Here is a 12353-nt window from a genome sequence, read left to right as displayed (position 1 = left end):
CTCAGCCTCTGCGGAGTCTGAGGGCCAGGAACGCCAGGGCCAGGCCGAGGCCGATCAGGACCAGGCCGCTGCCCAGGGGGAGGATCTGCAGGACCGGCTCGGTGCTGTTCTCGTTCTGCCGGGCGGCGTTCTGGGCCGGGGACCTGGCGGGGTCGAGGCCGGCGTCATGAGGGGCGGCCGACGGCGTCGCGGCCGGGAGGTCCGCGGTCTCCGGCTCCTCCGGCCGGCCGGAGTCCGGGGTCCGGGTGGGCACGGGGTCGTCGTCGCCCTCCACCTCGGCCGCGGGCCCGTCCGGTCGGCCCGGCCGCATCCGGCCCTCGCCGGCGCGGCTGCCCGCACGGGTCGGCTCGACGGCCGCCGGGCGGTACGAGGCGGAGGCGGAATCGGAGGGTATGGGAATGAGGGTGGGACCGGTGGTGGGCAAGCCCTGGCGGCCGTGATCGTGACCGGACGGCTTCGGGCGGTCCTGACCGTCCGGACGGTCAGGGCGCTGGGCACCGGCCCCGGTACCCGCCGAGTGTCCAGGAACCGAGGGCTCTGAGGGCCCCGGGCGCTCCGAGTGCTCCGAGTGCTCCGAGGGAGCGGGCTCGGCGGCGTAGGCGGCCGTGGTGTACAGGGCGACGGCGCCGTACGCGGGAAGGGCCGCCCCGAGGGCGAGCAGCAGCCGTGCGCAGGGGAAGGTGATGCGCAGCCATGGAGTCACGTCGGTGACCTCCCGTAGCCCGGATGTCGTGATCGATGAATAACGGACGGAAATAAGCCTCACATTCAATGGCAAACAGGGCATTTCAGAATGCTCCGTTGGGTCTAAACGGTGGATCAGCCCCATGAGGGGGCACCACGGTGATGAGGTGTACGGGTGCGAGAGAATGGCGGCATGGAGATGCCGAGGAACGAACGGTCGCCGGAGAATCCCCAGATCCTCGTCGTGGGCCAGGACGGGATGGCGCTCGGCGGCGGCAACGGGGACGACGACTCCCGAGAGACTCCGCTGACGGAGCAGGTCGAGCAGCCTGCCAAGGTCATGCGGATCGGCAGCATGATCAAGCAGCTCCTGGAGGAGGTGCGCGCGGCTCCTCTGGACGAGGCGAGCCGGGTGCGGCTGAAGGAGATCCACGCCAGCTCGGTGAAGGAGCTGGAGGACGGCCTCGCGCCGGAGCTGGTCGAGGAGCTCGAGCGGCTCTCCCTGCCGTTCACCGACGACGTCACCCCGAGCGACGCGGAACTGCGGATCGCTCAGGCGCAGTTGGTGGGCTGGCTGGAAGGCCTTTTCCACGGGATCCAGACGACGCTGTTCGCCCAGCAGATGGCCGCGCGGGCCCAGCTGGAACAGATGCGCCGCGCGCTTCCGCCGGGTATGACCGGCCCCGAGGCCGGCGACGACCACCGCACCGGCGGCCGTTCGGGCGGGCCGTACCTGTAAAGCCGTACACGCGAAGGGACCGGCGAACGATCGCCGGTCCCTTCATGTCCTGTTGCCCCGTCACACCTCGATCGCCCGGTGAATCGCCGGAGTGCGTATCGACGTTGGCGTCTTCGAGGGCCCTACCCGGTCACTGCGGGGGATTGCCCGTGGAGACGGTCAGCTGGATGGTGCCGGGATTCTTCTTGTCGATGTCCGTGCCCTCGGCGGGGAACTGGGACAAGACCGTGCCCTCGCCCCATGTGTTGTCGTCCTGGTGCTCGATCTTGTACACCCAGCCCGCGGCCTGGAAGCACGCCTTCACCGAGTCGATGTCCTTGTACTGGAAGGTGGGCAGTTCCACCTTGGAGGGGTCGGTGGCGGACTCCTCGGGCTCCGTGCACTTCTCCTTGTCGATCACCCGGCTTGTGTCCGGCCCGCGATAGCCCGGCTTGTGAGAGCTGGACGCGGAGGAACTGGCCCCGCCCTTCGCGGTCTTGTCCTCCTTGTTGCTCAGCGCCAGGGCGACCACCAGGGCGATGACCGCGACGAGCGACACCGCGACCGAGCCGATGATCACCGGCTTGTTGCTCTTGCCCGCGCCGGAGCCCGGAGCGGACGGCTGCGGGGAGATCGTGTACGGCGGCGGGGTCGGGGCGGCCTGCGGAGCCTGCGGGCCGTAGCCCATCGCAGGCGGCGTCTGATAGCCGCCCTGCTGCGGGTAGCCGTAGGAGGGGGCGGGCGTCTGCGGCGCACCGTACGGGCCTGCCGTGTACGGCGTCTGGACCGGGCCGGGGGCCTGCTGGGCGGTCTGGTCGACCGGCGGGAACACCGCGGAGCCGACGCCCGCGCCGCTCTGCGTCGGCGCGGCCCCCGGCACGATGCTGGGCGCGGCCGCCTGGAAGGAGGCGGCGACGCGCAGGCACTCGTCGCGCATGGCCTCGGCGGTCGGGAAACGCTCGTTGGGATTCTTCTTCAGCGCGCGGGCGACCAGGGCGTCCACGGCCGGCGGCAGGGACCGGTTGATCGACGAAGGAGCCACCGGCTCCTCCTGGACATGTGCGTAGGCGATCGCCAGCGGCGAGTCCGCCTCGAACGGCAGCCGCCCGGTGACCAGCTGGAACAGCATGATGCCGACCGAGTACAGGTCGGAGCGGGCGTCCACGCCGCGGCCGAGGGCCTGCTCGGGCGAGAGGTACTGCGGGGTGCCGACGACCATGCCGGTCTGCGTCATCGACGTCACACCGGACTGCATGGCGCGGGCGATGCCGAAGTCCATCACCTTGACCACGCCGCGCTTGGTCACCATCACGTTGCCCGGCTTGATGTCGCGGTGGACCAGCCCCATCTCGTGGCTGATCTCCAGCGCCGCCAGCACGTCCGCGGTGACCTTCAGCGCCTTGTCGGCGGGCATCGCGCCGTACTGCCGGATGTCCTCCTCGAGGGCCGAGCCCAGCGGGCGGCCCTCGACGTACTCCATGACGATGTACGGCGTCGTCAGACCACCCAGATCGTCCTCGCCGGTGTCGAAGACCGACACGATATTGGTGTGCGTGAGCTTGGCCACGGCCTGGGCCTCGCGGCGAAAGCGCTCGCGGAAGGCCTGTTCCCGGCCGAGTTCCGTGTGAAGGGTCTTGATCGCGACCTGGCGGTCGAGTACGGCGTCGTACGCCAGGTGCACCGAGGCCATGCCGCCCTCGCCGAGCAAGTCGCGCAGCTGGTAGCGGCCGCCGGCCAGCGCCTGCCCCGCGTACCGCCCGTGTGCGCCGTCCTGGCTCATCTCTCCGCGTCCCCCACTGGCCGTCCGGCGCGTTCGCTCATCGCACGGGCCTTGATCGAATGTGTCATTCCCGGCCAAGTCTGCCCCAGGGCACTGACACGTCAAGCGCGGTGCCCGTTCCGTGACCGTACGCGCAAGAAGCGTCGCGCAAGCGTTACAGGGGGCGTACGACGGGTGCACAGAATTTGCACGACAGCGCGTGCTACGGGTTTCATGGCCGGTCTGGCTCCGGCCGGTCCGGGTTCCGGTTCCGAACCGGCGGCTCGCGCGGAGGCTGTAGCGTGGCCGACGGAGACCGTAACAACACCGCGCGCACCGCGGGCAGAAACGACGGCGAGGACTGATGGCACAGACGCAGCGCGCCCAGGGCCCGTCCGACCCCGAGGCGAGTGGCGGCGGTATGTCGGACGCGCCGGAGATGTGGGGCAACGGCGGGCTCGTCGGCGACGGCCGGTACCGGCTGACGCACCGGCTCGGCCGGGGCGGCATGGCCGAGGTGTTCGCGGCCGAGGACGTCCGTCTGGGCCGTACGGTCGCGGTCAAGCTGCTGCGTGCCGATCTCGCCGAGGACCCGGTCTCCAAGGCCCGTTTCACGCGTGAGGCGCAGTCCGTCGCCGGTCTCAACCACCATGCGATCGTCGCCGTGTACGACTCCGGCGAGGACGTGGTCGGCGGCCAGTCGGTGCCGTACATCGTCATGGAGCTGGTCGAGGGCCGCACCATCCGCGATCTGCTGCTGAACGCCGAGGCGCCGGGCCCCGAGCAGGCCCTGATCATCGTGTCCGGGGTGCTGGAAGCGCTTGCCTACTCACACCAGCACGGCATCGTGCACCGCGACATCAAGCCCGCCAACGTGATCATCACCAACAGCGGTGCCGTCAAGGTGATGGACTTCGGCATCGCGCGCGCCCTGCACGGCGCCTCGACAACGATGACGCAGACCGGCATGGTCATGGGCACGCCGCAGTACCTCTCCCCGGAGCAGGCGCTCGGCAAGGCCGTGGACCACCGCTCCGACCTGTACGCGACCGGCTGCCTGCTGTACGAACTCCTCGCGCTGCGGCCCCCGTTCACCGGCGAGACCCCCCTCTCGGTGGTCTACCAGCACGTCCAGGACATCCCGACCCCGCCCTCGGAGGTCTCCGACGGCTGCCCGCCGGAGCTGGACGGCCTGGTCATGCGCTCGCTCGCCAAGGAGCCGGACGACCGGTTCCAGACGGCCGAGGAGATGCGCGGCCTGGTCCAGTACGGCCTGCAGATGCTCTACGAGGCGGGCGGCCACACCGGTACCTGGAACACCGGCCCGGTGGAGGCGCACGACGGCCGGCACACCCCGGCGGGCGGCTTCACGGGCACCACCGCGATGCAGCACCCGGGCGAGTTCGGTGCCGGGACCGCGCAGATCCCGCAGCCGATCCTGCCCCAGGGCTACGGCAGCGGCGACGACGGCGGCTTCGAGGGGCACGGCAACAAGGGCAGCGGCCGCGGCAAGCTGTGGATCCTCGCCGTCCTCGCGGTCGTCGCGATCGCGGCGGGCGTCGCGATCGCGCTCAAGAGCGCGGGCCACGGAACCCACACCGGCACGGACACCAAGCCGACGACGACGCACTCGAAGCCCGCGAAGACGCACTCGGACTCCCCGACCCCGTCGGACGACAGCACCGACCAGCCCACGGACACCACCACCGACAACGGCTCGGACACGGACTCGGGCGGCTCCGGCTACACGCCGTCGGACCCGCAGCCTTCGCAGTCGCAGTCCACGGACCCCACCGACGAGCCGTCGGACCCGCAGACCTCCCCGTCGCAGTCCACCGACCCCACGACCGGCGGCACGATCGGGGGCACCGACACCGGCGGCACGGACGCGGGTACCACCGACGGCGGCACCACCACCGGGAACACGGCGGACGGCGGCACGGACGCGGGTACCACCGACGGCGGCACCTCCACCGGGAACACCGCGGACGGCGGCGCGGGCGACCCCACCGGTTGAAGGACACCCACCGCGCCCGTGACGGCGTCACCGTGAGCCGACCCGGCCACGGGTGCGGTCGGGCCGGGACGACCCGGCCGGTGGCCGCAGGCGGTCACCGCACGAACGCGTCGCACACCGCGTCGTACTCGCGGGTCCACCACACCGCGAGCGCCGACACGGCCGGGAACTGGCAGTCCGCGCGCGTGTCACCGCGTTCGTAGTGCCAGCGCAGCATCCAGAAGTCGTTCAGCCGCTCCCACCACACCCGGTGCACGGCCGCCGCCAGCTCCGAGGGCGTGGCGCCGGCCGCGCGCCGGTACGCGCGCGCGTAGGCGCGCACTTTGGGCAGGTCCAGGGCGCCCGCGGGCCGTACGAAGAAGATCGCTGCGGCGCGTACGGCCTCCTCGGCGCGGGGCTGCACGCCGAGCCGGTCCCAGTCGACGATGGCCGCCGGGGCGTCGTCCTTGTAGAGCAGGTTGAACGGGTGGAAGTCGCCGTGCACCCAGCCCACCGAGCCGCCGGGCGGCGGGCGCCGGTCCGCGTGCTGCTCCAGCAGCGCACGGCGTTCCAGCAGGCGGTGCCTGGCGAGTTCGTCGAAGGCGTCGGCGGGGCGGTGGCGGTGCACCTGGGCGAGCAGGTCGTCGATGAGGGCGAAGGTGTCGTCCGGGTCGGCGCTCTCCACGGGGTGGGGGCTCGTGGCCGGACGCGTGCGCCCCTTGGGTGGCATCACACGCTCCAGACAGGCGTGCACGGCGCCCAGGAGCGCCCCGAGCCGGGCGCTCTCCCCGCGCGTGAGCTGGCCGCCGTGGCGGTGCCTGCCGTCGATCCAGGGGTGCAGGGCGTAGGCATGGCCGCCGACGACGGCGACCGTACGGCCCTCGCGGTGCGCGAGCGGCACGGAGACCGGGACGCCGAGGTCGGCGAGGCGCTGGGTGGCGCGGTTGCGGCGCTCGATGGCGGCCGGGTCGGCGGTGTCGGGGTCGAAGTGGTGCTTGAGGAAGTAGCGGCCGCGGGTGGTGCACAGCCGGTAACCGCGGTTCAGCAGGCCCTGGTCGACGGGCTCACACGTGACGGCGGTACCGGCGGCGTACAGGCGGAGCAGAGCGCTGAGAGGGGGCGCGTGGGGTACGGGGGGTGGTACACAAGAGCGCGGCACGCCGCAGATGCTAGGGCACGAAAAGCCGCCGTGAGCTGGGGCTTGTCACAGGCAGTCGCTGTTGATCTCTTTCGGTCACGCAGCAGGATCTATCAGAGAGTTCCGTCGCTTCCGCCTGGGTTTGGAAAGCAGACCGGAAACTAATTCTTGATCGTTTTCTCGGTCAGACGCAAACGCTCGCCGATCCGGCAGCCGGCGAGTGCTTCGCCGATCAGTTCGAGGATTTCGCTGCCGTCCGGCAGCCGCCCCTCCGGCACCGCCGCGCCGGGCCGGATGGCCGGAATGCGCACCGGCGCGGGGCCGCCGTGCCGGGCTCGCGGACCCCCCGATGTCCGGCTCGCCGGAGAGCATCTCGTGGACGCCACGCCGGCCGACCTCATGGTCGTAGAGGAGAAATGCCCTGATTTCGCCCTGTTCGTTCGCAGAATCAGTCTCACACGCAAACTCTTCCCGTGAGCTGGGTCAGCGGGATAACGTGCCGTTGCTCCGGCCTTTCGCAAGGCTGTGACCAGCGCGCTTCCAGGCTTCTCCGATTTACTTGGAAATCCAAGCAAAATCGCAGGTCAGGTGGGGTTTCACAGAAATGTGGAGCACTGGGTAACGTGATGGTTGCAGGGCGCTCGCCGGGGCACCTGTCACGCCTGTTCCCGGCCGAGTGGCACCCACCCCGTGCCCGGTGGTCGAAACAGGTGAGCCGCACTGGCCTACCGGCAACCCCGGGGGCCGGAACGACGGAGGAGCACACGTGACCGTGGACAGCAGTGCCGCGCGCAAGCCGCGACGCAGCGCCGCAGGCAAGGCCGGCACCACCGGCACCAAGACCGGCACCCGCAGCACCGCCGGGCGCGCCACGCGCGCGAAGAACACCGAGCCGGAGCTCGTACAGCTGCTGACGCCCGAGGGCAAGCGGGTCAAGAACGCCGAGTACGACGCCTACGTCGCCGGCATCACCCCCGAAGACCTGCGCGGCCTGTACCGCGACATGGTGCTCACCCGCCGCTTCGACGCCGAGGCCACCGCCCTGCAGCGCCAGGGCGAGCTCGGCCTGTGGGCCTCGCTGCTGGGCCAGGAGGCCGCCCAGATCGGCTCCGGCCGGGCGCTGCGCGACGACGACTACGTCTTCCCGACCTACCGGGAGCACGGCGTCGCCTGGTGCCGCGGCGTCGACCCGACCAACCTGCTCGGCATGTTCCGCGGCGTGAACAACGGCGGCTGGGACCCCAACGGCAACAACTTCCACCTGTACACGATCGTCATCGGCTCCCAGACGCTGCACGCCACCGGCTACGCGATGGGCATCGCCAAGGACGGCGCGGACAGCGCGGTGATCGCCTACTTCGGCGACGGCGCGAGCAGCCAGGGCGACGTCGCCGAATCGTTCACCTTCTCCGCGGTCTACAACGCGCCCGTGGTGTTCTTCTGCCAGAACAACCAGTGGGCGATCTCCGAGCCGACCGAGAAGCAGAGCCGCGTGCCGCTGTACCAGCGGGCGCAGGGCTTCGGTTTCCCGGGCGTGCGCGTGGACGGCAACGACGTGCTGGCCTGCCTGGCGGTCACCAAGTGGGCGCTGGAGCGCGCCCGCGAGGGCGAGGGCCCCACCCTGGTCGAGGCGTACACGTACCGCATGGGCGCCCACACCACTTCCGACGACCCCAGCCGTTACCGGGGCGACGAGGAGCGGCTGGCCTGGGAGGCGAAGGACCCGATCCTGCGCCTTCGCCGGTACCTGGAAGCCGCAAACCACGCGGACGAGGGATTCTTCGCGGAACTGGAGGCCGAGTCCGAGGCGTTGGGCAAACGAGTGCGCGAAGCGGTCCGCGCCATGCCCGACCCGGACCACTTCGCCATCTTCGAGAACGTGTACGCGGACGGGCACGCGCTCGTCGACGAGGAGCGAGCCCAGTTCGCCGCATACCAGGCGTCGTTCGCGGACGCAGAAGGGGGTCACTGAGATGGCCGAGAAGATGGCGATGGCCAAGGCCATCAACGAGTCGCTGCGCCGCGCCCTGGACACCGACCCCAAGGTCCTGGTCATGGGCGAGGACGTCGGCAAGCTCGGCGGCGTGTTCCGGGTGACGGACGGGCTGCAGAAGGACTTCGGCGAGAGCCGCGTCATCGACACCCCCCTCGCCGAGTCCGGCATCGTCGGCACCGCGATCGGCCTCGCCCTGCGCGGCTACCGCCCGGTGGTGGAGATCCAGTTCGACGGCTTCGTCTTCCCGGCCTACGACCAGATCGTCACCCAGCTCGCGAAGATGCACGCGCGCTCGCTGGGCAAGGTCAAGATGCCGGTCGTCGTCCGCATCCCCTACGGCGGCGGCATCGGCGCGGTCGAGCACCACTCGGAGTCCCCCGAGGCCCTGTTCGCACACGTGGCGGGCCTGAAGATCGTGTCTCCGTCGAACGCGTCGGACGCGTACTGGATGATGCAGCAGGCCATCCAGAGCGACGACCCGGTGATCTACTTCGAGCCCAAGCGCCGCTACTGGGACAAGGGGGAAGTGGACGTCGAGGCGATCCCGGCGCCCCTGCACAAGGCGCAGGTCGTCCGCGAGGGCACCGATCTGACCCTGGCCGCCTACGGCCCGATGGTGAAGCTCTGCCAGGAGGTCGCCGCCGCGGCGGCCGAGGAGGGCAAGTCCCTGGAGGTCCTGGACCTGCGCTCGGTCTCCCCCCTCGACTTCGACGCCATCCAGGCCTCGGTGGAGAAGACCCGTCGCCTGGTCGTGGTCCACGAGGCCCCGGTGTTCTTCGGCTCCGGCGCGGAGATCGCCGCCCGGATCACCGAGCGCTGCTTCTACCACCTCGAAGCCCCCGTGCTCCGGGTCGGCGGCTACCACGCCCCGTACCCGCCGGCGCGCCTGGAGGAGGAGTACCTGCCGGACCTGGACCGCGTGCTCGACGCCGTCGACCGCTCGCTGGCGTACTGAGGAGAGGGTCGTGACGACGATGACGGAAGCGTCCGTACGCGAGTTCAAGATGCCGGACGTCGGCGAGGGACTCACCGAGGCCGAGATCCTCAAGTGGTACGTCCAGCCGGGTGACACGGTCACCGACGGCCAGGTGGTGTGCGAGGTCGAGACCGCCAAGGCGGCCGTCGAACTCCCCATCCCCTACGACGGCGTGGTCCGCTCCCTGCACTTCCCCGAGGGCACCACGGTGGACGTGGGTACGGCCATCATCGCGGTGGACGTGGCGGGCGGCGCGGCGGCACCTCAGGCGGAACAGCCCAAGGCCGAGCCCGCTCAGCCGGCCGAGTCCGCCCGGCCGGCCGAGGACGAGCCGAAGCCGGAGGGCCGCCAGCCGGTCCTCGTCGGCTACGGCGTGGCGACCTCCTCCACCAAGCGCCGCCCGCGCAAGGGCCCGGAGGTCACCGTCCCGGCCCCGGCCCAGGCGATCCAGTCCGAGCTGAACGGCCACGCGCCGGTCACCGACAAGCCCCGCCCGCTGGCCAAGCCACCGGTGCGCAAGCTGGCCAAGGACCTCGGCGTCGACCTGCACACGGTCATCCCGTCCGGCCCGGACGGCGTCATCACGCGCGAGGACGTCCATGCGGCGGCCACGCCGAAGGCGGCTGAGCCGGTGGCGGCTCCGGTCGCTCCGGCCCCCGCCGTGACGCCGGCGCCGGTCGCCTCGTACGACGGCACGCGCGAGACCCGCATCCCGGTGAAGGGCGTCCGCAAGGCCACGGCGGCGGCGATGGTCGGCTCGGCGTTCACGGCGCCGCACGTCACGGAGTTCGTGACGGTCGACGTGACCCGCACGATGAAGCTGGTCGAGGAGCTCAAGCAGGACAAGGAGATGCAGGGCCTGCGGGTCAATCCGCTCCTGCTCATCGCCAAGGCCCTGCTGGTCGCCATCAAGCGCAACCCGGGGATCAACGCGTCCTGGGACGAGGCGAACCAGGAGATCGTGCAGAAGCACTACGTCAACCTGGGCATCGCGGCGGCCACCCCGCGCGGCCTGATCGTGCCGAACATCAAGGACGCGCACGAGAAGACCCTCCCGCAACTGGCCGCTGCGCTCGGCGAGCTGGTGTCGACGGCGCGGGAGGGCAAGACCTCCCCCGCGGCCATGCAGGGCGGCACGGTGACGATCACCAACGTCGGCGTCTTCGGCGTCGACACCGGCACGCCGATCCTCAACCCCGGTGAGTCGGCGATTCTCGCGGTCGGCGCGATCAAGCTCCAGCCGTGGGTGCACAAGGGCAAGGTCAAGCCGCGTCAGGTCACCACCCTGGCGTTGAGCTTCGACCACCGCCTGGTCGACGGTGAGCTGGGCTCGAAGGTGCTGGCGGATGTGGCGGCGGTTCTGGAGCAGCCGAAGAGGTTGATCACCTGGGCGTGACGGTCCGGCGCTGATAGCGTTGCAAACCCTGAGGGGGCGGCCGCAACTTCGTCTTGCGACCGCCCCCTCTGTGCTGCGCTCGGCTCTCAGGCCCGGTGGAGCACGTACACCGGCGCCCCGTCCTCGGCTCCGCCACGGGAGCGGATGCAGGCGTGCTTGCGGAGCAGTCGCAGGCATTCGTCGACGCGGGGCACCGAGAGCCCCGTACGGGCTGCGATCGAATCGAGCGGCTCGCGCAGTTCGCCCTTCTCGACGAGAACGGGTGCGATCACTACGGCCACGGTCCACACGTCCTCCGTCGCCGAGAGGCGTTGCCGCCAGTCGGCCAGTACGGAAGCCGTGGTGGGCAACTCCTTGACGTGCTCACCAGTCGTCCGGGCGCCCGGCGCCAAGGCATCGAGCCGGTCCGCGATCCGTTCCATGGCCCGGACCATGGCCTGCTGTACGGCGAGGGTGGCCTTTTGGGTGGCCAGCATCTCCCGCTGCATGACCAGCATTTCCCGCTGCATGACCAATGATTCGTGCTGCAGGGCCAGTGTCTCCTGCTGCAGCTCGATCGATTTGCGTTGCCCGTTTGCGAGTTCCTCATCCAGCTGAAGATTGTGCGCCTCCAGCCGGACGATGGCCTCGGCGACCTGCTCGGGCATGGCGTACGCGATCGGAGCACCTGGTTCGGTGGGCTGCACCTCGGCCTCTTGCAGAGTGTAGGAACCCTCTCGCTGCACGGTCTCGATCACCTCGGCAGCCCACTGCTTGAAGGGAGCGCAGGCAGCTTTGGTGCAGGCGTTGACGAGGAGGATGAGACCCTGCAGAGAGATGACATTCAGGTCTCGGCGCCACTCCCTGCCTGCGGGAATGCTGAGACCGTAAGCTCCAGTTACGGTCTCGAGAATCTCTCGGTGCCCTTCGGGCACGTGATCGGCGAGAGCTTGCCGAGAGTTGGTGTGCCCGAGCTCCTTGCACACATCCACCGCCGGGAACCAGTGACTCCCGTCCGGCATGGTCAGCCTCCGCACACGGGCTCCGGTCGCCGCGTACACGAAGTCGCTGATGTCGATCGCCTCGTGCCGTTCGGACGAGTCGGGTCGCTTGCTGGGTTCGCTCATGTGAACCACCTCCGCTGCGGAACGTAGAGCGGAGGAATTCGAATATGCCACCTGCAAGGTTGATGTTCACGATTGAGGGTGAAGTTTCCCGAAAACCTCCGACACCGGGACGGGGCGTCTGTCCTCACCGACCTGGACGAGCACGGCGAAGCGGTGACCGTCGGTGCCGACGACCAGCCCGCCGAAGGTGCAGGCGGAGAGGCCGGACCAACAGGCGCATTTCCTCCCGGCCCCCAGCAGTCGGCCCTGCCTCAGGCAGACGGACCGTATTCGGCAGGCGGCGTCACAAGTCCTCCGGGCTGATTCTCTTCCATGGCGTTCCTGTTTATGCCGGTGGGATGGTGGCGCTGGGCATCTCGGGAGGAACGACGAAGGGAGGGTGGCCTCCGGGGCGGGGGCGCAAAGTCATCAGCACCTTATTCGAGTCATGCGCCCGGGAGTCTCCTCTGGACCACGACCGGCCGACAGTTCCCCGCCACACCGTCGCCGTCCGTGACTCCAAGAACCCCGCCGGGCCGATGCTCGCCCTGAGTCCCGCCGCATGGGTCCGTTTCGTTGGTCGTCCTGCTCGCGGCAGGTGATCC

Annotated in this window: 11 protein-coding genes; 6 read left to right on the top strand and 5 right to left on the bottom strand. The window is 70.2% G+C overall.

Translation table 11 applies throughout. The features are described from left to right. Position 1 precedes the first annotated feature (1 nt). Positions 2-703 (bottom strand): hypothetical protein, encoded by a 702-nt coding sequence (locus ACIGXP_RS10770; protein WP_399766559.1) that lies wholly within the window; start codon positions 701-703, stop codon positions 2-4. A gap of 174 nt (positions 704-877) precedes the next feature. On the opposite strand from ACIGXP_RS10770, the gene ACIGXP_RS10765 reads away from it, so the two are divergent. Then, on the top strand, positions 878-1423 hold the full coding sequence (locus ACIGXP_RS10765; RefSeq protein ID WP_363215835.1) for a bacterial proteasome activator family protein: 546 nt from the start codon (positions 878-880) through the stop codon (positions 1421-1423). Between the two features lie 130 nt (positions 1424-1553). On the opposite strand, the gene ACIGXP_RS10760 is transcribed toward ACIGXP_RS10765, so the two are convergent. Then, complete coding sequence (locus ACIGXP_RS10760; RefSeq protein WP_399766556.1) at positions 1554-3182, bottom strand: protein kinase; 1629 nt, start codon at positions 3180-3182, stop codon at positions 1554-1556. A 343-nt stretch (positions 3183-3525) separates the two neighbouring features. Here ACIGXP_RS10760 and ACIGXP_RS10755 point away from each other — a divergent pair, with 343 nt between their 5' ends. Then, positions 3526-5178 (top strand): protein kinase, encoded by a 1653-nt coding sequence (locus ACIGXP_RS10755; RefSeq protein WP_399766553.1) that lies wholly within the window; start codon positions 3526-3528, stop codon positions 5176-5178. 94 nt (positions 5179-5272) lie between these two features. Here the strand turns inward: ACIGXP_RS10755 and ACIGXP_RS10750 are convergent, their stop codons facing one another. Next, on the bottom strand, positions 5273-6316 hold the full coding sequence (locus ACIGXP_RS10750; RefSeq protein WP_363215839.1) for a phosphotransferase: 1044 nt from the start codon (positions 6314-6316) through the stop codon (positions 5273-5275). Between the two features lie 140 nt (positions 6317-6456). Next, complete coding sequence (locus ACIGXP_RS10745; protein ID WP_399766550.1) at positions 6457-6606, bottom strand: hypothetical protein; 150 nt, start codon at positions 6604-6606, stop codon at positions 6457-6459. A 455-nt stretch (positions 6607-7061) separates the two neighbouring features. Here ACIGXP_RS10745 and pdhA point away from each other — a divergent pair, with 455 nt between their 5' ends. The 3 genes from pdhA to ACIGXP_RS10730 are packed head-to-tail and all read left to right on the top strand — an operon-like array spanning position 7062 to position 10663. Further along, complete coding sequence (gene pdhA, locus ACIGXP_RS10740) at positions 7062-8267, top strand: pyruvate dehydrogenase (acetyl-transferring) E1 component subunit alpha (protein WP_399766547.1); 1206 nt, start codon at positions 7062-7064, stop codon at positions 8265-8267. Between the two features lies 1 nt (position 8268). Next, the gene (locus ACIGXP_RS10735; RefSeq protein WP_399766544.1) at positions 8269-9246 is read left to right on the top strand and encodes an alpha-ketoacid dehydrogenase subunit beta; all 978 of its coding nucleotides are present in this window, start codon (positions 8269-8271) and stop codon (positions 9244-9246) included. A 10-nt stretch (positions 9247-9256) separates the two neighbouring features. After that, entirely contained in the window at positions 9257-10663 is a 1407-nt protein-coding gene (locus ACIGXP_RS10730) for a dihydrolipoamide acetyltransferase family protein (protein WP_399766542.1), read from the top strand. A gap of 86 nt (positions 10664-10749) precedes the next feature. Here ACIGXP_RS10730 and ACIGXP_RS10725 read toward each other — a convergent pair whose 3' ends face one another. After that, a complete protein-coding gene (locus ACIGXP_RS10725; RefSeq protein ID WP_399766539.1) occupies positions 10750-11769 on the bottom strand; it encodes a Bro-N domain-containing protein in 1020 nt (339 codons plus the stop codon). 44 nt (positions 11770-11813) lie between these two features. On the opposite strand from ACIGXP_RS10725, the gene ACIGXP_RS10720 reads away from it, so the two are divergent. Next, positions 11814-12350 (top strand): DUF397 domain-containing protein, encoded by a 537-nt coding sequence (locus ACIGXP_RS10720; protein WP_399766536.1) that lies wholly within the window; start codon positions 11814-11816, stop codon positions 12348-12350. Positions 12351-12353 lie beyond the last annotated feature (3 nt).

The organism is Streptomyces sp. NPDC053069, assembly GCF_044546895.1.
In the GTDB taxonomy this organism is placed as follows: Bacteria; Actinomycetota; Actinomycetes; order Streptomycetales; family Streptomycetaceae; genus Streptomyces.
Note: the sequence above shows the minus strand (reverse complement) of the source record. Positions and strands in the feature narration are given on the sequence as shown.

Coding starts and splice junctions, on each gene's coding strand:
- ACIGXP_RS10765 (WP_363215835.1), top strand. CDS start 878: ATGGAGATGCCGAGGAACGAACGGTCGCCGGAGAATCCCCAGATCCTC.
- ACIGXP_RS10760 (WP_399766556.1), bottom strand. CDS start 3,182: ATGAGCCAGGACGGCGCACACGGGCGGTACGCGGGGCAGGCGCTGGCC.
- ACIGXP_RS10755 (WP_399766553.1), top strand. CDS start 3,526: ATGGCACAGACGCAGCGCGCCCAGGGCCCGTCCGACCCCGAGGCGAGT.
- ACIGXP_RS10735 (WP_399766544.1), top strand. CDS start 8,269: ATGGCCGAGAAGATGGCGATGGCCAAGGCCATCAACGAGTCGCTGCGC.
- ACIGXP_RS10725 (WP_399766539.1), bottom strand. CDS start 11,769: ATGAGCGAACCCAGCAAGCGACCCGACTCGTCCGAACGGCACGAGGCG.
- ACIGXP_RS10720 (WP_399766536.1), top strand. CDS start 11,814: ATGCCACCTGCAAGGTTGATGTTCACGATTGAGGGTGAAGTTTCCCGA.